A 25,555-nucleotide genomic window follows, 5' to 3' on the forward strand; every position below is an offset into this window, starting at 1 on the left:
TGTTTCTCCAGCGTCCGGCATCGGCCGCAAAGGGCAGGCAGTGAATAACTGCCATCACTTGTTGTGGGCACGCGAGTTTTTTTTAGGCAATGTCGCTTCTGTCTATGCAGAAGCCACCCCAGAGGTGCACACGGAATTGAATTGCTGAATCTGGCGTTGTTCTTTCCCTTTCGCCATTGGCATCAGCAAGTAGCCGACCGTACACGACATATCCGGGTCCTCTCCCCATTGCACCCGCAGTTGTCCCTTATCTTGTGACACACGTGCATACAGTTGTCCGCCCTGCCCGACGGCACCCACGCTGTTGCCTTGGCTGTCAAAGATATCGGCACCGAAAGGCACGGGTTCTCCCTGGTAGGTGGCATTCACCAGAATCGGTGTACCGCTCTTGGCGTTGTATTTCACCTTCACCACCGCACCGGAATGCGGAGCCACTTTCATGCTGGTATTATCCAGCTCCAGATTCGCTGACGCGCCTTTGGGATCGAGGTTGATCTCGTTCATCTGGTACGGGCTTAAATACGGCACCACGGCATAACCGCGAGAGTCAATACTCACCCCCGGATACGATGACACGCTGGCGCCTTGTGCGCCTTTGGCCTCTACCAACGCAAAGGTCTCCGACGAGTACGGCGTGAAGCTCACGCCACCCGCATGGCCGATAACCGTACCGTTCATCCCGGCAGACGCACTGTGATAGCCCTTACCGGTGCTGTAGGCTCCACTCAACGCTGTCGCCGCGTTACGGTAGCTGCCACTCACCGAACCACTGGATCCCATATTCTGGTTGGCATGCATCGCCGTTACCGCATAGCTGAGCGGGTTATCTGCCCCCACAGCGCCAGACACACTGGCCTGCTGACCATAGCGACCGCTGCTGTCGTGAGACAGATCCATACGCAAATAGGGCGTATGGGAAGCATCGTTGCGGCCCAGTGGCATGCTGAAGCTCAACAGATAGTTCGTCTGTGCCGTACCCAGACTGGAGAAGCTGCGATTGACGCTAAAGCCGTAAGAAAGATTCTTATAACGGTTGTTATAGCCCATCTGGTACTGCTTTTCGCTGCCCGCCTTATTCCAGTAGTTCTGCAACGATCCGCTGAAATACAGTTGTCCGCCATTCTCTGGCAGCCCCTGTCCGGCAGTGACCGTGACGCGGTTTTTCGCTCTGGAAATCGCCTCCGGTGAATATCCCTCAGCCAGCGCGTTGCGTGTACGCATCGCGGTCATAAAATCCATGTAACCCGCCGTCGAAAACCGGTAAGCGGCCAACGACAGGTTGCTGTTAGTTTCACTAATCAGTTTACTGTAGCTTACGCGATAGCTTTGCCCAGTAGAGCGGCTCCCCGCCGGGTGTCGACTTTCCTCGTTAGCCGGATTATCCAACTGTGTACGCGCCTGGGTCGCATCAAACGCCAGCGCACCGATCGACGTGCCTAGTGCCGCTCCCAACTGCAAGGCGGCGTAATTTTCACTGGCCTGAACACCGCCATACCCGGTAATCGCGTTGGTCAAACCGCGTTGATACGTCGCCTGATAGAGTGATGGCTTATCGCGCAGATTATCACTGCGCACTTCTCCGCCGGTGATCGCATAGCGTGATGAGCCTGGACGCAACAGTTGAGCCACCGACGCATAAGGCACACTGAAATGTTGCTCGGTGCCATCAGACTCACGCACCGTGACATTCAGATCGCCACCGTAGCCGGTTGGATAGAGGTCGTTGATCAGGAACTCTCCGGGGCTAACCGTGGTTTCATACAAAATCTGCCCCCCTTGCCGCACCGTGACTCGCGCATTGGTGCGAGCAATACCACGAATCTCAGGCGCGTAGCCGCGCAAGGACTCAGGTAACATCCGCTCATCGGTCATCAGTTGCGCGCCGGTTAAAGGCAGCGTATCGAACAGTTGCCCAACCGTGTTCGATTGCCCCACCAGCATCCGCGCTTTCAGCGTCGGAATGTCGCGTTGAAGGTAAGTGTTGATGCTGCTGTATTTACTGGGCGCGTTATCCATGCGGGCATAAGCGCCGTTGTGCCGTAAATACCAGGGTCCCACGTTGAGCCCGGCATTCAACCCGGCAAATAACGAATTAAACGTTTTACCTTGGGATTCACTGGTGTAGCCATTGACGTTATAGCCCATCATTAGCGCAGAAATACCGTCATCCCATAATGCCGGGCTCACCGTGCCGCGTGCAGTGTTCTGCATGTATATCTGCGGAATAACGATATCCAGTCGTTGCTCGTTACTGTCAAAATTAATTTGCGCTTCGGTAAGTTTTTGCTGCAAATCGACACATTGCTCGCCCGCATTCTGTGAGCCAAAAAAATCCGCAGGCAACCTAGCGTAATTAAACGCAATATGCTTAATCACGTCGATAGAGAGACACGGATATACTTTTTTATCCGTATGGGCTTTAAATTCGACATCCACGTTACTGACCCATTGCGCATTAACATAGACTGCCGTTTTATAAATCCCCGGTAAAACAGAAGCACCGTCGGCGAAACGACTCAGATCAACCAAAACCGCATTATCAACATTCAGGAAAGAAGCATCGAACTCCACATTATTTGCATTCTCCAGAGACATGGCGGGTGCAATTTCAGCATTTACATTGCCCATCACGAGCGCAGATAAAATAGCCACATGCCATAATGGCAGCTTATTTTTGGATTCGGTTTGAAAATACTTTGACATAAGAAGTCCTGTCAACACCCTTTTCCTGAATGATGATGGGTATAAATTTAAAAAATTGACTGTGTGGGAAGCGTTATTTCACGACAGATTCAAAGGCATGTACGGCGCCATAATCATTAACAAAACTGCCACTGATCTTATTCCCGACACTGGCCGGTAATTCCAACACCATAGAACTGCGCGGTGCGAGCATCGCATAATCACTTTTTTTGCCCTTTACGGTGATATTTACCAAAGAGACATAATACGGTGTCGGGTTGGTTGCCTGAAGGCGATTGCCCTGAGTATTCCAGGTGATAGCGTTTGCCGCGTCATTGGCATTACCTTCCAGACCCGCCGGGCGATAAAACAGCTTGATTCGCGAACGAAAAGCCATCTGCAAACGGTTCTCTTCACTTTTGGCCTGAGATTTAGCCGGCACTTCCAACACGTTTAGCCAAAATACCGATTCTCTGTCCGATGGTAATGTATCCCCGGTATAGCTGATACGCAGCGTTTGCCCTTTGCCCGGCTCCACGCGGTTCATCGGCGGCGTCAATACAAACGGCACTTTGATTGCGGATGGCTTGGCATTGACATCGCCGTTATCGATCCAGCTTTGCAGCAATACCGGAGATGGGCCACCGTTATTGATTTTAACACTCACTTCATTGGCATCTGCGGAATATATCACCCGGGTGCCGCTAATGACGACGCTGGCTTGCCCTGTCATGCTAAACAAAGCAGCTGCGAGCAGGCACATCCGCTGAAGAGTAAAAGAGGGAAATTTCATACGAGACTCCTGACGGAAAACCGGGAGGGAATGCCCCTCCCGCAGACCATTACTGATACTGAATAGAGTAGACAACGTTGCTAACAACCGTACCCGCAGTAGTTGCACCTTCCGCAAAGTAGCGCACGATGTACGGCAGGTTGGCGCTGCCTGAAGTAATATCTACATAGGTGTTACCGTTGACCTGACTCTGGTTACCCGCTTCAACTACCGCACGAGACGGGCTGGAACCATCAAGCAATTGCAGGCTGACGTTGACCGCTGTCCCGGTATTATTCAAACGCCCCGTCACAGAATCCACGGTTGCCCCCGCTTCGAAGAATGCCGATGCGGTTTCCAATGTGCCCGCACAATTATTCAGTGCCAGGGTAAAGCCCGTATCACCCGCCGTTTGGCCGGTGGTGGATAACTGGTTCGTTCCAATCGTGGGCAACACAACGGTTGCATCCGCGGCCTGACCATCGACAACGACATCACAGGTATTAGCGTTCAGTTGTCCATTAAAAGTGATCGTGCCGGTTGACGCCGCGTGTGCCAGACCAACAGACATCATTGCGATAGCAATGGAAGAGAAAACGATCTTATTCATTTACATATACCTTACTGGGTTATAATTCCTAATGTTGATATTTAAATATCGCCTGAACATTCACATGACGATAAATTAAACATCTTTGTTCAAAGCCGCTGATGTTTCCCATAAACATGAAAAACGTTCATTTAGTCACCTGGGGTGCTTTCAATAGACTTCCAGAAAAGTAAAACAAAAAAAACACACCAACATCGACTAGCGGAATGCACTATAAAGCCCGTCAGATAATGGGGTAAAGAAAGTAATTTTTATCAGTGATAAATTAATGCTATCTCTTCATTTTAACCAGACAGAAAAGCACAAAACCTTTCAAATTAAAAACAAATTTACATTACACAACGCCGTATAAAATGATAAAAAAATGATAGAACACGATCTTTTTACCCGTTTACCGGGCTCATCAAGGGCGTTCTCCTTTAAAGAGTAAAATCGAATAGCCTGATAAATAATCATTTGTTTTTGGTGATGCCATTTTCCTATCAGCGATAAAAATTACTTTACTAAAATCACCCAGTGTCATTGAGCCAACGCTGAAAGGCGGCATCAATAACACGCTTTTTTCGCACAATCTTTTTGTTGATATTTTTTATTTAACCGCTTACTCCCTTGCAATTTTATATACATTCAGATTGAATACGCCGCTGTGACAAACGTAATCTCTGTTTCTCCCGCTGCCATTCAGGCGGATACCCATTTTCTACAGACATTCCCTTGCGCAAGGTCTGTAAACGGTGCCACCGCGCGTTAAAACAAGGGGCGCGTTGACGGCAAAACGTTGACATTGTTTGTCTGTAGAGCATGATATTTAATCATGCTTCTTCCGCCAGTTATGGTCAATAAAACCATTTTTTCAATGGGTTGTTGCCAACAATAAAAATCCGTCTACCTTAGAAAAGACGCGTCCAATAATGCTGATGGTGCCCCATGAAAGAGCTCCCCAAAATTAATCAACTCAGGAATTTTCAGGCAATCATTCGCTATGGGAGTATCAGAACCGCATCACAGGCGCTGTTTCAAACTCAGCCAGCCATGACGCGCAGTATTCAGGAACTGGAAAGAATATTGGGTGTTACTTTGTTAGCCCGTGGGCCTCAAGGCATGGTATTAACCAAGATGGGCCGCATTTTTGAACCCCGAGTAGCAATGCTGCTCAACGATCTGGAAAGGGCCGTTGATGAACTGCACCAAGCCAGCCAGATATCAGAAGGCACCGTTGTGTTTGGCTGCTCACATTTGCCAGCCTTCAGCATCATGCCCGCAGTGATCAACACATTCCAAAAAGAACATCCGACCGCCACGATTACCATCATAGAAGGGCAATTGTCTGAACTTATCACGTCGTTACGCTTAGGCAGAATAGACTTCTACCTTGGTATTGCTTCACCGGAAATATCCATGAACGAGTTCTTTATCGAAAATGCCATCAAGACCGAGTTTTGCATTATGGCACGACATGGACATCCGTTAGCGGGCAGCACCGCACTCAGCCAATTGCAAGGGTGTAAATGGTATTTCCCAAATGCCAGAACGGGATACTACAAGGAACTGGAGAAACACATTTTCCCCAATGGCAAGCAGGCTGACAGTCGCATCATTTATGGCGATTCTATGACGATTGGCGAGCAGTTGGTGACCAATGAGGATTATCTGTTTATTGGTCCCAAAGCGATTCTCAACGTCGATCACATCAAAGATATCGTATCGATCGTTCCTGTCAAAGAAACGCTGCCTGCTGCCGAGTATACGCTGATCTACAAACAGCAGTTGGGGCTAACCCCCTTGGCTAAAGAGCTGATGGACGAAATCAACGCAGCTTGTACTGCATTTCTCACCAACCCGGTGTAGTGCAATGTTGGCCCTTTTGCTCCGCAAAAAAGGGGTTCCAAAGCACATCAACCGATAGTGACACTTCCCCCGCCTATCAACACGCCACCGCAGCCAACGGTGTCTCCGGTGCGCGCAGCAGGCTTGCCGTCGATAAAGACACTGGATGAACCGCTGCTGATGGTTCGACTGTGCCCGTGTGGAAAGAGCGGATCTCCCTGACGAGCCAATGGCAGACCATCAACCTTAACGGTTGATGATCCCGCCACGACTGATGTCGGCGGATGGCTACCGTGCCCGGTATCGTTATCACCTGTTTTTACTGCGTTACCCATTTCTCATCCCTCATTACCACCTATCCCGAACTGTTTTATTTGACCGGGTGCTGATCGGTTCTTGGCTGCTTTGCGCGGTAGTCATCCATTATCGGGGCCCAGGCCATTCCCTGGGGTACCGGGTATTGCTTAAATAACGCACCATATTTTTTGTCGAACGAATCAATGCCATATTGTCTGGACAGCGGCACTTTTTTATCATACCAGTCATCCGCGACTTCTTCGGCAATGCCTCGGGTTAGCAAAATATCCGGGCTTGCTCCAGCCAAATCCCCCATTAACAGGACCTCATAATATCCCCCCGGAGCTAATCCAAAATAAAGCCAATTCCGCTGATCGGTGCGCCCGTTAATCTGATAACGTTGCTGCATTTGTTGCGCCAGATCAGTAGGTAAATCCACCCTGATGCGATAGCGTTTGCGATCGTAGAAGGAGACCATTTCAACTACCGCTTGATCGGGAACAGCCATTCCATCCACAGGTAATCCCCCCCCGCCAGCCCAATAATATCGTTTTTCTGTAATGCGTTTTGTGCTGGCACCCGGTCCCATACCGCCACCAGAGTAGCTACCAAGTAATGCGCCATTCCGATAAAAGACAACCTTGATGATCGCAAGCTCATCAATATTACTGCCGTGCCCGTAACTCCATTTGACATGGTTGGTTGTTGTTGGGCTGGAACACGCCACCAGAGAAAGACTGAGCCCGATAAATATAATCAGAAACCTGAACATCATACCTCCTGATTGCCGATGATATGCCGCCGTTCCTTGCTAACGGAGGTTTCCCGTTTGTTGGTATTGGCCGGATTGGCGATCCCCTGATTTCTGGCGCTGTGGTGCACGTAGTCACGGCGCAATGCCCGGTAAACATCGGGCGATAACTGACTCCCCAGGTTTTTCACCACCCCCTGTTCGGTTGCGGCCATCGACCAGCGTTGATCCAATGCAGGGAGATTTGCCGCAGGTTGCCGGGCTGAAAGCGATTCAACTTGTAGCATCTTGCTTTCTGGCTGCCACTCTTTAAATGGCACCCCTACAGCACGCCCCGCCTCTACCATCATATGCAGCGGAATGCGGGAGTATTCCCCTTCCACCACCCGGCTCATCATCACGTCGACATAGACTGCTTTTTGTGGCCAGGGGTCATCCTTTCCGCGTCGGCGAATATAGGCATAGGGAATCAAACTGATTGCCCCCACCTGCGGTGTCGCGCTACGCACCGATTGCGTACATATGCGATCAACCCATCCCAGAGAGACCTTCTCCTCGGCATAAGCTCGCGCCTGCTTGAAGGCGCGGCTTTGTATCTCAGCGGTGGAAATCTCTTCCTGGCTCATAAAACGTTCCAACTCAATGCATTCGATCAGCGCCGGATCGCTGTTCGGATTCGCCAGGCTCCAGCGACTGTAATACCCGCCTCCGATATCCGAATGGGCACCCGGCAGAGCCAGTTCGGTAAAATGGGGGGGAATACTGGTGCCGATCGCTGTCGGGGTAATGCGCGTCAGCGGGAAATGGTGGCGGACTTCATCCAGCGCCGTCAGGTGCACCACCCGATCGGCACAGTCATCCTGCAAACGGGTCTTAACCTTGAGGTTATACGACGAGGTGACGGTATCAAAAATTCCTAAAAAGGCAATACGCACATCGTCCCGGCTGCGCCAGTCAAACCCGGCTTTGAGGCGGAGAGAGGGATCCTCCGCCACCGCCTGCACCAGCGGATGATCATCCTTCTGGTCGATAACATTGACAAAATGGCGTGCTGCTGCTGCACCTCGACTAAAGCCAAACACATCAAACACAATACGGTGGATGCAATCAATATTGGGTAATACTTGCCTTAGATCTCTTTGGATGGCCTCTGCAATCCCTTGTCCACAGGCCAGATTCACTTTCCCAACGATGGAGGTGTCTTCCCCCATAACGCTGAGATCCATAGCCAGTGCCAGCGTCACATCTGAGCGGTATTCCTGACCTTCATTCCCTGGGACCGGATCGCGGGTACCAATCCCGCTGATATAACAATGCGCATTCAACGTTTCAGGTCCAATACGGTATTGATCGTATAGCTTGCCGACATTGGTCTTATCATTTGCCGCACTGTCACTGACCGGCAACTGTCCTCTCTGACAGCCGAGCAGTTCTTTCTCACGCTGCGCTGGGTCTGAACAGGTTTCTGCCAGCCACTGTTCCACCTTTTTCATGCCAGATTCGGCATTACTGGTGTTATTCCCGGTGCCATCGAAGAAAACGCCGATGCGCAACACATTGAGGGTATAGCCTTTTACCTCGATGACGTAGGCATGTTTGGTAAAGAAACGCGCCTCTCCGGCTTTGCCTTCCTGATGTGCCTCTGGCAGTGGCTGCTCGGGGGCCGTCAGACACAGGTCGCCGGTGGTGACATTTACGTGTTCACGCGCTGTTTTCTCATGCCCGACGCGTTGTGTCGTATAAGCCGGTACGGCACTCTGCCCCTGTTTAAGCATTTCACGTGATTGCGCGGCCTTAAGCCAGGGTTGAGTCTCCAGTTTTACCGCTATCGGGCCGACGGCAAAACCGCGCACCAGCGTAGGCCCGTCTTTAAGCGTGACCGTCTGAGACTTGCCAGTCTCATCGGTCAATGTCGCCTTTAGCCCCTTAAAGGAAACATTGTGTTCATCCCGAATATCAATTTCGATCCAGTTATCATAACGTTCACAAGGAATACAGTGCGGATCTGCGGCCATTAATTCACTCCCATCAATTCAGCGTGCTGCGCCATCCAGTGGCGGATCTGTGCCAGTTCAGAGTCGGTCAACATCAGCGGCGCGCGAATGCTTTCCAGCGGTAGCCCTGCCTGCACGGTCAGGGTGCCCGCCACCACACCATCAAGTACATCGTCCTGAAGCTTGTCGGCATTGGCTTGTCGGAGTACCGGTAAGATCGTGCTGGCCGGGTCCGGATGGCGCTCCATCGTCGTCGTCATGACCTGCCAAAAACGGCGGCGAAGAATATAGGCGTGGCGGTTTTCGTCATACAGCGCAGCAAGATGGCGTGAATGGATAGCAAACCACGGGGCTTTTAATGGCGGATGACTGAGAGGGGCAGCATTACGTGTAAACGCCTGGCCGGCAATCCAGAGCCCGGAACAGGGGCCCAGAATGGCATCTTGCTCGTTTGGCGTCATGGCGAGCAAGATTGGCAGAAAAATACGCGGATCAGCGAAACGAAATATAACGGCTTCGCCTTCCCGTATCACCTCGATCAGGCTTTGCCAGTGACGGCGAACAACCTCGAGCGACTGCTCACTCATCAGATAGAATCCGCTTAAATCGGGTGAGCCCGACACAAACTCAGGCGAAGGTGCAGACAGCAGCCAGGGCCCCAGCGCAGCTTGATCGCCGAACGCGGTGCCGGCAAACAGGGGAAAGGCTTCCCCGTCGCTGAGTTCATAGAACCGGGCTACCGCTGAGCGATCGGCGGCACCATCGACGATGGCAAACAGGTTTCCACTATGCTGCGTTTGCCACTCACTTACCTTCATAAGTCACCTCCCGTGGCGAGCGGGCAAGGTTTGGCAAGTGGAGCCATGGACGCCATGCTCTTATGAATGGCCGGAGCAGGCAAAGTGGCGGGAGGGGCGGGAGGCACCGCAACATCGCCCGGGAGTTCGGGGCTTTGCCCTGCCCAGCCTGAGCCACTGCCAGCGCTTCCTCCGGAGTTCATCTTGATGGAAGGGCCCACGACCGTCACCCCACTGGGGTCAATCTTCACGAAGCTGCCGCCAACTTTCAGGGTCAGCTCAGCTCCCGCTTCAAGCACCACTTTGGCCCCGGATTTCACGTGCACTTCCTGGCCAGCTTCGACCAGCAAAGCCTGCCCCAGTTTCTGGTGCATCGAGGCATTCACCGTCAGCGAATGATCCCCCGTAACCTGAACACGCATCTCGTTCTCTACGGTCAGGTGATCGTTGGATTTAATGCGCGTGATGCGGTTGTTATCAATATCAGCGTGGGCATCGTGTCTGATATGCCAGACAACATCGTTCTCAATGCACGCGTTAAGATCTTTTTGTCCGTGCAGATAGATTTCCTCCTGTCCGGCCTGATCTTCAAAGCGCAGTTCATTGAATCCTTCTCCCTGATGCGTCTCGGTACGCAACACGGTGCGAGTCTTGTGAACCGGCAGGTCATAAGGAGGGCGCTGGGTGGCATGGTAGGTTCTGCCCGTTACGATGGGCTGATCGGGGTCCCCTTCAAGAAAACTGACGATAACTTCATGACCAATACGCGGGATGGCGATCATGCCATACTGACCGCCTGCCCAGCCCTGACTCACGCGCACCCAGCACGAGCTCTGATCGTCGCTGGAACCGTATCTGTCCCATGGGAATTGCAGTTTCACCCGGCCGTGCTCATCACAGTAAATCTCTTCCCCGGCAGGGCCAACCACCGTGGCGATTTGCGGACCATCCACCATCGGTTTATAGGGCAATGCCGCACGCCACGTGATGTTGGCATTAATCACGTCAAAACGGTTGCTGTAGGTGGTAGGCTCCCCGCCGCTTTCTTCTTCCAGGGCTTGCGGTTGCCGCCCCTTATGGGTAATGGCCACCAGTTGCCAGTCGGTGTTGAGCGCTGGATTGGGATGCTCGCTGAGCAAGAAACGGCAGCCCGGCATCAGTGCCGCTGCGTTGGATTCGCCTGCGCCCGTCATCGCCCCGGCACGCAATGCATCTAACCGATAGCCAGTTAATGCCTTACCACTTGGGTCTTGTTTAAACCGTCCGGGATAATCAAAGTGTTGATAGCTCTCCTGCTGGTGTGACAGATCGCCGCTTTTCTTTTTGTGTGATAATCCATACGCTGGCGTTTTGAAGCTGTAGTCCTTTAGTTCCACCTCTGCGGTGCTGACAGACTCGGTATAGCGGAAACGCCGAACATATTCCCCTTCACTCAGCCCCTGTGCCGCAAGGTTGAAAAACAGCTCAGGGCCTGCCACCAGCGCCCCGGCGTCATCGGCAAATACCACCCGGTGTTTGCCTGCTTCAAACTCGTGAAAGAAGTACATCCCTTCTTCTGCCGCCAACCGAGTAATAAAGGCCAAATCAGTTTCCCGATACTGCACACAGTATTCTCGCGGCGCATGATCGTCGCGTAGCGCAAAGGCATAATCACTGATTCCTGCTTCTTGTAGCAGGATGCTGATAATCTCCTGCGGTTTCTGCGACTGAAAAATACGCGCGTTGGTGCGTAAACCCAGTCGCCATAACGCTGGACGAACTTCCACCTGATAACGCGTGCGGCGAAAGCCAGTATCGCCCTGGGCGAAAGTGCTGACGACCCCGTTGACCCGTCGTTGCAGGTTACCGTCATACCACACCCGCAGTTCGCAGGGCTGGTCGAGTACATCACCAAAGTCGATATCCGGCTGGGGGCTCGCCAGATTCAACGACAGGACAAATGGCTGATTTAATGCCTCGTTGAGCTGAAAATCCACCACGGCAAAGGTGGATTCTGGCAATCCGCCGACCTTGACCGTGAACTGCAATCCCGTGCTGTTTGCCACCGTTGTTCCCCTCGTTTCCCGTGATCAAAGCCGTATCTGCACTCAGGTCTGGGAGGCCAGAACTCAGGACAGTACGATACAGAAAACCCGGCACTGGGCCGGGTTTTCTGCCTGTTAGGCTTCGACAGGCGCACGCCAGTCGTCAGAACCGGAGGTTCCAGCCACCGTGTGTTCCCAGTCGATTTTGCGATAGGCCAGTGAGACTTCGATCAGTTGGGTATAATCCAGTTTGGAAGGGTCTTGGCAGTGTGGCATCTGGCAGTTGATATCCACGATGGTGGCGTCGGTCAGCACGGTGGAGAAGAAGTGCTCCTGTTTACCTTCTACGGAGGTGCGATACCATTTCAGCGTCACGGTTGGCAGCATCTCACCGGAGGCGAGCGCGTTGTACATCAGCGGTACGGCCTTGTTCAGCGCGACGGTAAATTTGAACGGTTTGTGCACGCGCTGACCGGAAGGTTGGCCCGATTGCGGATCGGTCGGCACCGTTACCACGTGGTTGAATTCCTGAACCAGCATCTCATCTTCGTGGCCCTGTACGTAGATATTGCCGACAGAATCAGATGTGAACGCCCCTGCGGTGATGTTGCCCTGCGTTTTACCTTCGATGCTGATATAGCATGGAGTTGGCATTGTCTTGCTCCTTGTTGTTAGACCGGGGTTATAACAGTCCCAGTAATAAGCAAAAACGATACCAACTTGTAATTTATTGTTTTTTATGAAAATTATATCACCCGGGAGATCGACGATGCCCGCCCTGAGCAAGATATTGCGCAGACCTCGCTGATCGTTTGTAAACATTGCGCAGAAAGTGATTTATGCTAGAGAGTGAGCAAGAAATTGCGCAGAATGCGCAATTATGCTGCCAGGTGCTTATTGCTGCCACTGAGAAGTCTCAAAAACAAAAAAACCACCTTGCGGTGGCGTAATATTACTTATAACCAATTGTTTTTATTAACTTAATTGATGGTGCCGGGGCGGGACTTGAAAAACATGCCATACACGTTGAATTTAAAGGTTTTACCTTAAAATATAACGTACATGTACCCGCATTTGTACCCACAACCCACATTGCTTCATTCCCTACCCTGCCGTTCGCTATGATACCAAGCAGTGACGCCAGTTGTTGAACTTCGACAGCATATTACAAAGACTGGCTATTGTCAGCCGATCTACCGACCCAGTTTTCTACGCGTAATCCTGGCACACGCTCAAATTCACATACATTGTTCGTTACCAGTATCAAACCTGCGGACCGCGCGTGGCCAGCTAACATGGCATCATACGGGCCGATGGGGGTTCCTTGTTTTGCCAGTTCTGCCCGAATTTGACCGGTATGTACGGCAGCGTCAAAACCATAAGTTTGCACTTCCAGACGCGCAGAAAACCCTTCAATCACGGCGAGATTCTTTTCTGGGTTTACCGATTTCTCCGCACCATAGATCAGTTCCATCAGCGTGATAGCACTGATAGCAAACTGCCCGTAATGACGATAGAAAGCGTCCCTGACTTCCTGCGGTTTGTTCTTGATGGTGTAAATACAGATATTGGTATCAAGCAGATACTTCAGCATCAGAAATCTTCCCTAACTTGATCATCGGGTTGCTCTCTGGTAATCATGAAATCAGAGGTTACCCCCTCCCCTTCAAACCAGCTATCCCAACTTTCCCCTGCTGGCGTGATAATACGTGTACGGCCAATCGCGATGATATCAACCTGTTTCACATCATCTGGAAGTGCCACCGCTTTAGGCAGCCGTACCGCCTGGCTGCGGTTGCTTTTGAATACTGTTGTTTTTTCCATGGTGATCTCCTTGGATAAACTTTGTGCTATCGGTAGCATAGAGCACTAATGGGATATGTCAATGGGATATACTCAGACAGCGTTGTTAAACTACTCACCTTGCCGCTAACATCCCCGGATAATGTTTGGCGATTATGTCGTTCATCTTTTCGATCAGGTCAGGACGTTTAAAAGTGAGATGTCCGGTGCCTTTCTGAAAGTAACGCACACTGAAATGCTCATCTTCATATTCCTGCTGATGGGGATTATCGCGAATATGGTCCATCAGTCGGATGGTGACATCGCCCCGGTTATCAGGAATGGGTTTGCCATCCAACAAGTACAGCATACGTTCCAGGTCGGCCAGTTGATCGCGTCGCCAGCCCCAGTTCAGGCCAAAGCCCCAACGGTTATATGTCACCAGACTATTGATGATGATTTTTTTGCCAAAGTAACAAGGGTGATTGGTTTTGTAATCCCACGATAGCCCTTTGAATACATTGATTACGCCACGTTCAAATACCTCCAGCTTGCTCTGGTGAAGTTGCTCAAACGTGCTGAGAATATTAGCTTCGCTGATAGCCGGTAGCTCACTCTCGTCCAAATTTTTGTGCCATTGGCTACGCGCTTCAGCATCCATCAGCGATAACATGCCGGATTTCAGCATCAGGTCGCGCCAGATATTGCGATCCAACGTGCGCGTGATGGCAGGTATCGCCTTGTCAGGCGTTTCTGTCAGCCAGCAATCGTAGCGATGCCCTTGCTTCAGCCCCCAGTCTTCGGCGGTGCCGCCACCGATAGTCGCCGTGAGTGTTGAAATTGCCTGTAGCCGATTGAGGAGTTGTTCTATCTGTTGCAGCGCTGCATCACGTCCGGTAACGATACGCTCAAAATCAGCTCGGTGTGTTCGGTCAAAACCTCGGGTTCAATTTGCATAGTTTGTGATCCATAGATAAAAGCAAATGCGCCAGCCGGTAGGGGCTGGCGCATTATGCAGTTGGGAGAATGAGAAATAGGTTTGGTGTGGTATTACTGGAAAGCAGTTCTGAGCCTTTATGACTTAAGTAATCCTGTTGAACGTCTGGCGCGGAGAACATCAACGGCGGAGAGAAACGGCGATTGCTCCTGCCAGTTAAAGCCGTTGCGATCGATGCGTACTAGTTCGTAACGCTCCACCAGAAAATTCACGGCGTTTACGAGCGTGACACCAGCATCGATATGCTCCTGAATCACGTTTTCCTCGCAGAACGGTGTGTCATTCAGCGTGAGTCCGTAGTGCTTTTCCAATAGATAGGCCAGAAGTCGCTGCCAGACGGCTACAGGTGACGGGCAAGACTGATCCTCCCGTGATGGGATTGCAGGTGATGTTTGCATGGGAATACTCGCTTCAGGTTAGATCGATAAAATCAGGGAAATACGCAAGGTGAATAGAGAAACTGTGGATTATTGTGTTGCAGCAGAAGTTGGATAAATAACAATATACACATAACCAAAACTGCCCAGCGTATCGGCTTCACAGGTCCAGTCGTTGCAATGCAGTGTGATGCAACCTTGCTGGCGAGGATTTAGCTCACCCGCGCCCAGTTTTTGTTCCAACTGCTTAATCAACTCAGGAAAGATCTGTTCCAGATTACGGGCTTCCGTTTCGCTGAACGTACCGATAACGCTGGCCCGGTCTGCCAGATAATGAAGAGAGTGACCTTCCTGAACCAGCCTGGCTCCGAATCGCGGAGTAACTGCACGTTTTAGTCCCCATTCCGGGGTATCCGATAATGACATAGTGCTTTCCTTATAAGAGAGCAGTGGTAAGTGAGATCATCACAGCCAGCCACGTTCAGCAAACGACACCACCTCATCGCCGCCAATAACCAGGTGATCAAGTACCCTGATATCAAGCTGCGAGAGAGAATTTTTCAGTGTGTCGGTGATATGCCGATCGGACTGACTGGGTTCAGCCCAGCCGGAAGGATGATTGTGCGCCAGTATCACGGCAGCGGCATTTTGGCGCAGTGAGGCTTTGACGATTTCACGCGGATGCACTTCTGTACTGTTGATGCCGCCCAGCGCGATAATTTCCTTTTCTATCAGGCGATGCTGGTTATCCAGATACAGCACCATAAAGACTTCACGCTCCAGGCTACTGAGTTCCAGCAGTAACCAGCTTTTGGTGTCCTCCGAGGTTTTGAACTGCCGCGCATTTTTACGCACGCGTTTTTCCAGCAGGCACAGCGCCATTTGGATAATGCGCTGCTCTTTGGACGCAATGCTGCCTGTCAATGAATTACATGACATGGTAAGTCCTTGAAGTGAGGTAATAAGGGAGAATGAAACAAAATGAGGGAAATTAGGATGCCAGTTCCAGCATATTTTCGGCCAGTATCCACAGGGCGCGGTTAAGTTTTACGTCACCATCAATCCCTTTGACAGCACGGGTTCTGGCTCGTTTACCTTGAACTGTACGGCCTAATACTCCACCTTTTATTAAATTTTCCTGAATACGCTGGTAAGTGGTCCATAGATCGTTGTTTTCGTCCTGCCAGCGTCGAGGAGACAGGATTTGAGCCGCTGTCACTGGCTGATACTCTTCACCAAATCGGTAGGTTAAAGCTGCCTGAGCCAAGGCAGTCTGTGCCGATGATGGTAATAATAATGACTGCATAGCATCGCGTTTTTCATCAATACGCTCAAAGGTATCTAATACCTCATAAGCCCCCTCAATAACACGACCAACCACATCACCCTTATGGGGAACACGGACTTCACCCAAGGTTTCACCACAAATTAAACCATTGTGGCAAACCTGTCTAAAAAGACCAGGTAACATTTGATAACTGCTGGATCCGTCATGGCTATTCAGCAAAATAATCTCTGGCACCTGTTTGCCCGTAATTTGTCCTTCCCGGCGCAAGCGCAGCATGTGCTTGGTATGCTCCCGTTTCTCCGGATTACGTACACGGGTTTGGCAGGCAAAAAATGGCTGAAAGCCTTCACGCAGTAAGTTATCCAACAGGGTAATGGTGGGAATATAGGTATACCGTTCGCTACGCGAGCCATGCTTGTCTTCACTAAATACACTGGGAACCGTGTGCGCCAGTTCGTCACGGGTTAATGGACGGTCACGGCGAATAATATTTACCGCGCCAAAGCGCGAGGCCAACTTGGGCATAAAAACTCCTTATGTGCCAGAGTGAATGACCCTGGCACATCTTGTTGAAATGATAATCAATGAAAGAATGGATTTCATATTTCAGGCAGTAAAAGCAGTACGAAGAATAAAATTCATTATTGTCGTGGTTATTGCACCTACCAATAAAAAAGCAGCCTCCCGGGCTGCTTCAACTTCTTCGTCATTATAACCTGCCTGCCGTAAGTGCTCAGCCACAAAACCCTGAGCTTGAGCACCTGAATACCAGGTAATTACTTTACCTAATGCAGCAATTAACATTTTAAGTAATGACATAATGCCTAACCTTTATTGATAATATTTGAAAGTCATTCCTTATCACAGGGATAGTACTCAGAATCAAAGGGGGGGAAGTCTTTATTGCCTGTAACATTAAATGTGTATGACTTTCCAGTCGCATCACTGACGCGAATGACTTTCGCCTGACGTAATGCCTCCCATTCTGTTTTTATCCGATCTAATGAGTGAAAGGGTTGTGATACATCTTGCCCATCAACCTGTAGCTGAGAATAATCACCGCTAAACCCTGCCTGTACACGTAAAACAGGCGGTTTTGAGGAGTATAATTCACAGCTGATTTCAAGATAATGCTTATCGTCATTACTCAGATGAACGCCTGCATATCCCTGCAATGACCAGTATGTCCACTCAGCCGCAACAGCACTACCTAAGGGTAGCAACAGTATCGCCAATACGGCACCTTTTAAGTATTTCATGTGGCATATCCTTATATTTCAGTGAGATATTGAGGTGTTATTTCAATCAAAAGTGAATGTCCAACCGCCTTTGTCTGTATCCACCTGGACTTCTGAGGCAACACAATTATTGTAAAAAGGGACTTTTACTGATTCACCAAAGCGCAGTGTTGCCGGAATAATGGTTTCCTTATTACTGGTGCCGAAGTATTTCAGATTTCCGATACGGCAATTACCACGATTGACACTGATATTATTGATGCGAACAGTATCGGTTTGAGCAGTGACAACGACATCAACGTAGCGATTTCCCGCCACATGGACATTGTTATATGCCATTACCTTTATTGGTACTGGTATTTGCGCACCGATCACCATTCCAGAGAAGAGTAATGACAATGCGGGTAACAACCATTTTGAATGATTCATGCAATAACTCCTTATAAAATGCGTATAATATCTCATTACGTAAAGTAGTGATTTAATAAATGTGAATGAATTTGACTATACTCATTGTTCATCTCATTTATTCACGTATGAGCTCACAGATATATTGAAAGTGTGGTAACGCTGTAATGAATCGTTTATCTTGAAAAATTCGTCTCATTTCCTCCTTTTTACTAAATGAACTAATGGTCATCGCTACATCCGTAATTGCCACCAGATTAAATACTTTTATGTGGTTTTGCTTTTCTGTCGCCAGATACCATTCCCCATCAAAGTAAATAAGGCGATAGGGGGCAATGGCGATTTGTCTGCGACCATTATGTAAAAAGTTGATTAATCGATTTTTAACAATAGCCTGGGTAATGGCATAGAAACCACCGAACAAAGAAGGGACATTCCGTGGCGGTGCGTTATAGACGATATAGGGAGAGTCCTGTCCTGCATCCAGCAAAACGGAAAGTAACTTTTTATCCAGTGCAGGGAAAAATTGTGCCACATGGGTGATACGTGCAAACGTAATGATATCGTGATCGGTACGAAATGGCCCCCTCGCATCAGAAAGACGCAAGTATCCATCCTTTAATTCGGTATCCAGATACTGTAACCGCTGTCGTAAATCTCTCTGAATCGTTCTTTCCGAGACATTGAATTCTAAAGCCAGTTGTTTGACTGACAGAGACTCCCCCATGAAGAGCCTGCTGACTAAAATAGCCAGGCGACTGGCGAGCCGGTCGTAACGTTTTCCCTGTTCAGGCATGGTGATAATTCCTGTATAAATTCCGTGCATCCCTTTTGGCATACACGGAATAAATCAATATTGGGTAAGGTTTTTCTGACGTAGCCAGGCGATAACGATGCAGGCAGGGATCGTGACTCGGTATGCCGGGCCCGCAATATCCGACAGCATCCAGGCTGAACTGAGCGCTAAACCGACAGGGCCAGCGAGAACTGAAAGGGCGCGAGACGCAACGAACACGGTTCCCCAGGTGGCGATCCCGCCGAGTGCGGTGATAACGCTGGCCGCCAATGTTGTTGCGAGTTCCAAAGCGGCAACAGATGAGGTACGAATGGCTGCCTGTATAGCGATAAGAATAAGTTGTGGTGTTGGGCTGGTTAAATCGAGCTGCATATTTTTAGACAACATCGCCAGTTCGTCTGGTGTCATGTTGTCCAGACTTTTTTCCAGCACTTTCATGAGCAGATTAAGTTCAATCGACTCCGTCGTGCTGTTTTTATTGTAATTAACATCCAGCTTGTCACAGACATCGCACAAAATTTCACGGTAAAGAACGCCCTGTCCACCGCGCACCAAACTGACTAAAGTGTTTGCGCCAAAAGTTTGTAACTCAGCGCCAATCGACGTCCAGTATTTGCTGTGATCTGGGTAAAAACGCTGATATTCACTTGCATTGGTTAACGTCTCCGCCCAGCGTTTTTCACCGTCCTTACTATCAATGGTTAACAACTCAACCAGCAGTTGAAGGTCTTCATTACTGCATTGGCTTAGCAAGGCCAAATCAGGATCTAGCCGATAAACTGCCATCATCTATCCTCAATAATCGTTTAGGAGCGATTACTGTAAAGATGCATATGGACAGGATGTGTCATTATTTTTGTTTATTTTTTGTTCCATTTATTTAAACACGGGCAGGATGTGTCAAAAAAGAAGAATACTAAATAACTCAGCACATTTCTGCTCGACGTTTAATCGAGCGAAACCAACACTGCCTAGTACTCATGCACTACAAGGGTAACGCTATAATGTGAAATTATTTATCACGTGTTCTCTTAACTGTATGCCTCTCAGGTTCATAGCAAGGGAGTTCTGGGAGCGGTATTGAGGGCTATTGTTTCCGCTAGAACATTCTCAATATGGTTATATGTGTTTAATTTTTAGATGAATCACACCATTTCTTTATACAACAAAGCAACTGCCATATTAACCAGTGTTGTTTGGCTTTCATTATATTTAGATGATAATTCGTTAAGCATTTTCATGCTTTTCTCATTTATCCTCAAGTGTTCTATAACTTGTTTTTTATTAATGACTTTTTCATTTTCACGAATTTTTTTCTGCGACCAGGCCTTAATTATAGAGTTAATTAGATTTTTAAAATCATCACCTCCACTCAAAATATAAAGCTGAGTCACTAATGCAAATTTATTATCAACCGCTGTTAATGGTTCAATACGTGGTATGGAAATGTTTTTTTTCTGCAGATAAGAAAGTGAAAAAATAATCACCTCTTTGTTTTTTATTAATAAATCAATATTTGCTTTTTTATTACAATTTGTTTTGTCGAGTTTATAAGAGTAAAAAATCATGGAGATTAAATGTGCGATCTCGGCTCCTCTGAGCGGTAATTCATTTAATATTTTAACGATTGAAGAATAACGTTCTTTGTGACTAGCTATTGCTGTTGGGATTTTTAATACATCAACTAAAAATTTATTATTGGGGTCGTAATTGTATACAGTTTGATTATAAACATGGAAATTACCTTTTTTAAACTCTTTTAAAACGGACATCCATTCAAGATTAATTAACGCTGACCAAAAATAGTAACATGCCTCAGGATCTTTTTTGAGCCAGACAATACTCTCTATGGGAGCGAGATCTTCCTTGAAATCATTTATAAGATGCTGAAGATACAATAGAGGAGGTGATTCTTTTCTGGACTGTATAGCCGATATAATGAACTCAGACATTACATCAGCATTATTAGCGATATCAGGGAATATAGAATTAGCATTAGTAACATTAAGCGACAACAACACTTTTCGAATTGTCAGCAGTGGATATGACAAAATATATTCCCTAAGCGAAATCGTATCCTCTCCTATCAAAGGCTGAATAAGCCTAGTCTTTAATCTTCTGATTGTATTTCTATGATCATTATTCAATTGCTCATCACTCATTTTGAAATGTCACGCTTAATTATATAGCAAAAAGATTTCAAAATGAAGAAATTTCATAGAATAAGCATGAAAAAAACATGTTTTTTTGAGGAAAAAACGTTCCTTAAAATTGATTTTAATTTATTTTTTCTTTTTAAAATCAATGAATAGAATGGTGTGTAGTGCCACATCTTAATTACAGAGTAAATCATGCACAAAAAACCGCTATCGATCAGTGCACAAGTCCAATTAACTATGTAAAAAACTGGATTTAATTGTCTGATTTGTAATATATACTTGGTTCACACCTATCATGAAGGCCATGAAATCACACAAGCGGTTTTAGATAAAATTCTGTTGAGTACAACTCAAATCAAAGATCAATAAACCCCGACTGCATTTCATTCGGCAGTCACCGTGACATTGCCATCCCAAATAAGTATTTATTTACAAGACCGGTAATGGATATGTACAACAATCCACCGGAGATCAATACAATGATTTACACTTACAATCCCTTCTGGCAACAGCGCATCATCGATACATTTTCGAGTTCCCTAGATGCCTATCGTAGAGTGCTGATGCTAAGAGTGGACTTAAGAATCCCAAATATTCCGGCGGCGACTGACGCTGCGGTGGTATCTCGTTTTATCGAATCACTTAAAGCAAAGGTTAAAGCTTGCCAACAACGTAAGCAGCGCGAAGGAAAGCGCGTGCATATCACTACCCTGCGTTATATCTGGGTACGAGAATATGGCGAGGTAAATGGGAAAAAGCATTATCACGTTATATTACTACTGAATCGTGATGCATGGTGTGGGGCTGGGAACTATTTGGATACGAATTCATTAGCAGGGATGATTCAACAAGCATGGTGCAGTGCCTTGCAGATAGATGTGCAGCGATTTTCCGCACTGGTTCATTTTCCAGATAACCCGTCACTATGGATTGAACGAGGAAACAATGAGCAATTACAGAAGGGACTAGAGCGGGCCATGTATCTTGCCAAATACCATACCAAAGTCACTGATGATGGAAACCGTAATTTTGGTTGTAGTCAGCGTTAAAGACTTTATATATTACAAGACGGATTTTTTTAATCATCAAAGCAGGGTGTCGAAGTAATTTTTAACTGATAACGCTCATCCTCTGAGGGAAATAGGCGCTTATTCTTTTTTGATAGCGCCAATTTTCTCCCGTCGTTTACTACTCAGAGGGAGATCCAAACCATGACTAATACCAACACCTTACTTTCCATAGACAATCCACTTATCGATATGGCCTTCATCACGACTTATACAGGTATGACGGATAAGTGGTTCTACAAACTGATCAAAGATGGGGAATTTCCGCAACCTATCAAACTTGGACGTAGTTCAAGGTGGTTGAGAAGTGAAGTAGAAACCTGGATGCAGCAACGCATCGAGCATTCACGCGGTAATTAAATATAATCACCACTTGTACGAGTTCCTTACGACATCGCATCACGATTTTGTTGACTAACATAAGTCGGTTATTTCAACAGTATTAATCTTTTACACAGAGACGAACTACGTATTCGTGCTGAAAGAATATATAAGAGACTTTCGCATAAAAAGAGTAAAGCAGGTCAACTCATCAATTCAATAAGTAAGAACACTACCTCGCTGATTATAATTGGTTAACTGATTGTTAACCCTCGAGTAGCTATCATTAGCTGAGAGACAGAGAGCACTCTTCAACCATGGGAATGCATTCCTCAACATATCACCGGAACTTTGAGCTCTGGTTGATGAGTCTGTTTTCTTCTCCTGCTTTGCTTACTGGACGGACTAACGGCCTGTTTGATTTTTGCGCCGTTAAATGACCAGCTACTTCCTGTACCGTCGATCGGTTGCGCCGATCGATACGATCGCATCGATCTATGAAAACGATTATCTTTTGATCGCTATCGCCGCTAATCTATTGTCGAGAACAAACATAACTTAATGTTTTATCTGATTTTATTCCTGCTGCTGGGAAGGGATTTTTATTCCCTTCTTTCAGCCCAGGATGATGGCTTGCAGATAATTTTCCTGTTTTATCACATCAGGATGGATGTGCCATGACCTCGATTAACGCCCTTACTTTAACGATATTGAATCAGCAGAGTAAATCAGCCTCCCGTTTGAGTCAGGCGATTGAACGCTTTTCATCAGGTTTGCGTATTAAGGGGTCAGTTTGGATATCGAAAATTATTGTACGTTAAGGTTATTTTTTGTACCTCTGAGCTATGTGAAGCTTGACCACTTTGACAGGCAGCTTTGAGCGAAAAGCGGATGTTATGCCTGAAATAATGTTCCTTTAGTGTGAAGAGGATTTAAAGGAATAAGATAAAATTTACATGGCCGTCACCCAGTTAATCCCGAAATCCGGCCATGTAAGAACTTTCCAGGTTATGAAGGTAAGTTGATTCTAATTGTCATATTACGGTTAGGCCGTATTTAACGGATGTTAAACCAGCCAGTCGTTTCCTCAATTACGCGCCAGAGTTTCTGGGGTATAGCAAGTTGCTCTACGTCTGATGCAGCAATACTGAGAGCAATTTTTCCTTCAGCTTTGCCATCAACGAATTTAACCCAGTCTGGGTTCATAACCATACCCTGACCTACTGCCGTCAAAGATACCCCTGCTTTTACAGCATCCTCGGCCTGTTCTGGCGTTCGCAACTGCCCGGCAACAATCAGAGGTATACGTCCAGCAAGGTGATCGCGCACGATTTCGATGACTTTGGAGCCATTCGGTGCATCAACGGGTCTGGCTTCAAGTGCATTACCGAGTGATACATGAAGATAATCAATACCCTCATCGACCAGGCGGTCAACCAGCTGAAGCGACTCATCAATGCGCAACCCATCTTCGTAATGCTCATCCAGTGAAATGCGGTATCCCATCAGGAAGGGATCGGTTGCATGCTCAGCAATCGTTTTACGCACACTCTCAATGACGCTGAGCGGGAAACGCATACGGTTTTTAAGGGAGCCGCCCCATTGATCTTCTCTACGGTTGGAATGAGGTGAGAAAAAGTTCTGAAGTAAAAAACCATGAGCACCATGTAACTCAACACCATCAAATCCTGCTTCTATTGCACGACGAGTTGCTTCCCCGAAATCCTGAATAACAGTTTCGACTTCAGTGCATGTCAGTTCACGAGGGGTAACGGACGGTGCGAAAGGACCGGCGTCACCGGGAATAGCGCTTGCAGCTACAATATCCGAAACCAGTTTAGGGCTGGTTTTCACACCTGCATGGAATATTTGTAAGATTGCCGGTGCTCCACCGCTTTTAGCAGCAATAGCAAGGCGCTTTAAACCGGGAATAAATTTGTCGTCATACGCAGCAAACTCTCCCGTAAACCCAATGCCGTTTTCCTGAACATGTGTACAGCCAGTAATGACCAGCCCGATGTCCTGAACGCGTCGACGATAATATGCTTCTTCCTCATAAGATACCGTGCCGTCATCATTACCCGACCAGGTCGTCATCGGGGCCATCACAATACGGTTGCGCAGCGTCACACCTTTTCCAAGTGGAAATCTTTCAAGTAGTGGAGTTTGTTTCATGGAAAGTCATACCTATGCGAGATTTTTCTTGAAGAAAGGAGCCAGCTTACTCGCTGCAACCGTTGCACCCTGACCATCATAGAGGTCCATATGTGTTGCACCCGGAATGATATGCAGCGTTTTTTGGACAGAGGCCGAAGTGTTGTGTAATTCCTGGCTGTGCCAGAGCGATCCTGCTTTACTACCGGCTACAATCAGTAGTGGTTGTGTTAAATAGACATCAGCCCCTTCAAATCCGGTGAAAGACGCCAGCGTACTGATACTTGTCATCAGCATTTGATTGGTAGAAGTCGGATATTTTCCGCGTTCGGTCAGATAGTAGTCCGCAGCTTCCTGAAGATCTTTTGGTGCACTGGTATCACCCAATTTGGGTACATAGTTGACATAAACCGGTGCGCCGCCCGCTGCTTCTGCTGTACGCTGTTTAGCAACAGCATCCAGAGTCGAAATGAGTTCAGATTCAGATGTTGTTCCCTCCCAGCCTTTACGGGTCGCCGCTCCGACATCCACGGCACTGACTGTTGCCAGCGCTTTGATTCGACGTTCCGTCATTGACGCTTTAACCGTGATACCACTACCTGCACAAACACCTAATGCGCCAATGCGATTATTATCGACATAAGGGAGAGTCGTCAGGTAATCGACTGCGCTATAGAAATCGACAACGCGTTTCATGGGATCATCGATAAAGCGCGGTAATCCGCCACTGGCCCCCTGATGGGAGGCATCAAACGCCAGAGTGACAAATCCTTCTTTAGCCAGTTTTAGGGCATAAAGGCCAGCAGTCTGTTCCTTAACGCCACCACCTGGGTGGACAACGACAATAGCAGCGTATTGACGGTTTTCGCTGAAATCCGGAGGGACGTAGACGTTTCCGGACATCATTATTTCATTGTTCCGGAACAGGACGCTGCTGACTGTGACGCCATCTACGTGTGTCGTGGTGCCAGATGTACGAGGGGTAGGTGAGAGCAGGGCTGAAGCATGACCCGCCATCAGTAATCCTGCTGAGGCCACTGAACTCGTCAGGATAAAATTACGGCGACTTAACCCACCTGTTTTTTTACTCATTGCAAGACTCCTTCATATACATGATGGCGGCCCTGGCCGCTGAAAGAACATGGATTGTTTCAGCGGCCATCTTAATCTCTTTAGTATTGAGAAATTAGATGCTTAATTTCGCATGGGCTTAG

The 25,555-nt window shown here is 48.0% G+C and carries 26 protein-coding genes and 1 pseudogene; 3 read left to right on the plus strand and 24 right to left on the minus strand.

Annotated features, from left to right (window positions below):
* Positions 1–102: 102 nt before the first annotated feature.
* From J5069_RS07145 to J5069_RS07155, 3 genes are all read right to left on the minus strand, one after another.
* On the minus strand, positions 103–2,703 hold the full coding sequence (locus J5069_RS07145; RefSeq protein ID WP_264643171.1) for a fimbria/pilus outer membrane usher protein: 2,601 nt from the start codon (positions 2,701–2,703) through the stop codon (positions 103–105).
* Between the two features lie 73 nt (positions 2,704–2,776).
* Positions 2,777–3,445 (minus strand): molecular chaperone, encoded by a 669-nt coding sequence (locus J5069_RS07150; RefSeq protein ID WP_264643761.1) that lies wholly within the window; start codon positions 3,443–3,445, stop codon positions 2,777–2,779.
* A 79-nt stretch (positions 3,446–3,524) separates the two neighbouring features.
* Positions 3,525–4,064, minus strand: a complete 540-nt coding sequence (locus J5069_RS07155) for a fimbrial protein (protein ID WP_264643172.1) — start codon at positions 4,062–4,064, stop codon at positions 3,525–3,527.
* A gap of 927 nt (positions 4,065–4,991) precedes the next feature.
* Between J5069_RS07155 and J5069_RS07160 the strand changes: the two genes are divergently transcribed.
* The gene (locus J5069_RS07160; RefSeq protein ID WP_264643173.1) at positions 4,992–5,912 is read left to right on the plus strand and encodes a LysR substrate-binding domain-containing protein; all 921 of its coding nucleotides are present in this window, start codon (positions 4,992–4,994) and stop codon (positions 5,910–5,912) included.
* Between the two features lie 47 nt (positions 5,913–5,959).
* Here the strand turns inward: J5069_RS07160 and J5069_RS07165 are convergent, their stop codons facing one another.
* The 19 genes and pseudogenes from J5069_RS07165 to J5069_RS07255 form a co-directional block, all read right to left on the minus strand.
* Positions 5,960–6,226 (minus strand): type VI secretion system PAAR protein, encoded by a 267-nt coding sequence (locus J5069_RS07165; RefSeq protein WP_264643174.1) that lies wholly within the window; start codon positions 6,224–6,226, stop codon positions 5,960–5,962.
* A gap of 35 nt (positions 6,227–6,261) precedes the next feature.
* The gene (locus J5069_RS07170) at positions 6,262–6,963 is read right to left on the minus strand and encodes a DUF2931 family protein (protein ID WP_264643175.1); all 702 of its coding nucleotides are present in this window, start codon (positions 6,961–6,963) and stop codon (positions 6,262–6,264) included.
* Entirely contained in the window at positions 6,960–8,954 is a 1,995-nt protein-coding gene (locus tag J5069_RS07175) for a T6SS phospholipase effector Tle1-like catalytic domain-containing protein (RefSeq protein WP_264643176.1), read from the minus strand. The genes J5069_RS07170 and J5069_RS07175 overlap by 4 nt, the downstream gene beginning before the upstream one ends.
* The gene (locus J5069_RS07180) at positions 8,954–9,751 is read right to left on the minus strand and encodes a DUF4123 domain-containing protein (protein WP_264643177.1); all 798 of its coding nucleotides are present in this window, start codon (positions 9,749–9,751) and stop codon (positions 8,954–8,956) included. Before J5069_RS07180 ends, J5069_RS07175 begins: the two co-directional genes overlap by 1 nt.
* Entirely contained in the window at positions 9,748–11,775 is a 2,028-nt protein-coding gene (locus J5069_RS07185) for a type VI secretion system tip protein VgrG (protein ID WP_264643178.1), read from the minus strand. Before J5069_RS07185 ends, J5069_RS07180 begins: the two co-directional genes overlap by 4 nt.
* 114 nt (positions 11,776–11,889) lie before the next feature.
* A complete protein-coding gene (locus tag J5069_RS07190; protein WP_264643179.1) occupies positions 11,890–12,408 on the minus strand; it encodes an Hcp family type VI secretion system effector in 519 nt (172 codons plus the stop codon).
* Between the two features lie 511 nt (positions 12,409–12,919).
* Positions 12,920–13,348 (minus strand): type II toxin-antitoxin system tRNA(fMet)-specific endonuclease VapC, encoded by a 429-nt coding sequence (gene vapC, locus J5069_RS07195; protein WP_264643180.1) that lies wholly within the window; start codon positions 13,346–13,348, stop codon positions 12,920–12,922.
* Positions 13,348–13,578 (minus strand): antitoxin, encoded by a 231-nt coding sequence (locus J5069_RS07200; RefSeq protein WP_264643181.1) that lies wholly within the window; start codon positions 13,576–13,578, stop codon positions 13,348–13,350. Before J5069_RS07200 ends, vapC begins: the two co-directional genes overlap by 1 nt.
* Before the next feature lie 94 nt (positions 13,579–13,672).
* Positions 13,673–14,493 (minus strand): annotated as a pseudogene (locus J5069_RS07205) (DUF4942 domain-containing protein).
* A gap of 117 nt (positions 14,494–14,610) precedes the next feature.
* Positions 14,611–14,931, minus strand: a complete 321-nt coding sequence (locus J5069_RS07210; RefSeq protein ID WP_264643182.1) for a toxin — start codon at positions 14,929–14,931, stop codon at positions 14,611–14,613.
* Positions 14,932–15,000: 69 nt separating this feature from the next.
* Positions 15,001–15,336: a type IV toxin-antitoxin system YeeU family antitoxin gene (locus J5069_RS07215; RefSeq protein WP_264643183.1), complete on the minus strand. Its 336-nt coding sequence runs from the start codon at positions 15,334–15,336 to the stop codon at positions 15,001–15,003.
* A gap of 39 nt (positions 15,337–15,375) precedes the next feature.
* Positions 15,376–15,849, minus strand: coding sequence for a RadC family protein (radC, locus tag J5069_RS07220; RefSeq protein WP_264643184.1), 474 nt, complete (start codon positions 15,847–15,849; stop codon positions 15,376–15,378).
* Positions 15,850–15,901: 52 nt separating this feature from the next.
* Entirely contained in the window at positions 15,902–16,723 is an 822-nt protein-coding gene (locus J5069_RS07225) for a DUF932 domain-containing protein (RefSeq protein WP_264643185.1), read from the minus strand.
* Positions 16,724–16,804: 81 nt separating this feature from the next.
* Positions 16,805–17,017 carry a hypothetical protein gene (locus tag J5069_RS07230; RefSeq protein ID WP_264643186.1) on the minus strand — a complete coding sequence of 71 codons (213 nt, stop codon included), beginning with the start codon at positions 17,015–17,017 and terminating at the stop codon, positions 16,805–16,807.
* Between the two features lie 32 nt (positions 17,018–17,049).
* On the minus strand, positions 17,050–17,457 hold the full coding sequence (locus J5069_RS07235; protein ID WP_264643187.1) for a hypothetical protein: 408 nt from the start codon (positions 17,455–17,457) through the stop codon (positions 17,050–17,052).
* Positions 17,458–17,499: 42 nt separating this feature from the next.
* Positions 17,500–17,865 carry a hypothetical protein gene (locus tag J5069_RS07240; protein ID WP_264643188.1) on the minus strand — a complete coding sequence of 122 codons (366 nt, stop codon included), beginning with the start codon at positions 17,863–17,865 and terminating at the stop codon, positions 17,500–17,502.
* 97 nt (positions 17,866–17,962) lie between these two features.
* On the minus strand, positions 17,963–18,640 hold the full coding sequence (locus tag J5069_RS07245) for a WYL domain-containing protein (protein ID WP_222157476.1): 678 nt from the start codon (positions 18,638–18,640) through the stop codon (positions 17,963–17,965).
* Positions 18,641–18,694: 54 nt separating this feature from the next.
* Positions 18,695–19,426 carry a DUF3944 domain-containing protein gene (locus J5069_RS07250; protein WP_264643762.1) on the minus strand — a complete coding sequence of 244 codons (732 nt, stop codon included), beginning with the start codon at positions 19,424–19,426 and terminating at the stop codon, positions 18,695–18,697.
* A 359-nt stretch (positions 19,427–19,785) separates the two neighbouring features.
* Positions 19,786–20,802, minus strand: coding sequence for a hypothetical protein (locus tag J5069_RS07255; RefSeq protein WP_264643189.1), 1,017 nt, complete (start codon positions 20,800–20,802; stop codon positions 19,786–19,788).
* Between the two features lie 476 nt (positions 20,803–21,278).
* On the opposite strand from J5069_RS07255, the gene J5069_RS07260 reads away from it, so the two are divergent.
* On the plus strand, positions 21,279–21,848 hold the full coding sequence (locus J5069_RS07260; protein ID WP_264643763.1) for an inovirus Gp2 family protein: 570 nt from the start codon (positions 21,279–21,281) through the stop codon (positions 21,846–21,848).
* A gap of 162 nt (positions 21,849–22,010) precedes the next feature.
* A complete protein-coding gene (locus J5069_RS07265) occupies positions 22,011–22,226 on the plus strand; it encodes a helix-turn-helix transcriptional regulator (RefSeq protein ID WP_264643190.1) in 216 nt (71 codons plus the stop codon).
* A gap of 1,017 nt (positions 22,227–23,243) precedes the next feature.
* Here the strand turns inward: J5069_RS07265 and J5069_RS07270 are convergent.
* Entirely contained in the window at positions 23,244–24,362 is a 1,119-nt protein-coding gene (locus J5069_RS07270) for an NADH-dependent flavin oxidoreductase (RefSeq protein WP_264643191.1), read from the minus strand.
* A 12-nt stretch (positions 24,363–24,374) separates the two neighbouring features.
* The gene (locus tag J5069_RS07275) at positions 24,375–25,433 is read right to left on the minus strand and encodes an alpha/beta hydrolase (RefSeq protein ID WP_242389632.1); all 1,059 of its coding nucleotides are present in this window, start codon (positions 25,431–25,433) and stop codon (positions 24,375–24,377) included.
* Positions 25,434–25,555 lie beyond the last annotated feature (122 nt).

The organism is Candidatus Symbiopectobacterium sp. NZEC127 (assembly GCF_025962675.1).
In the GTDB taxonomy this organism is placed as follows: Bacteria; Pseudomonadota; Gammaproteobacteria; order Enterobacterales; family Enterobacteriaceae; genus Symbiopectobacterium.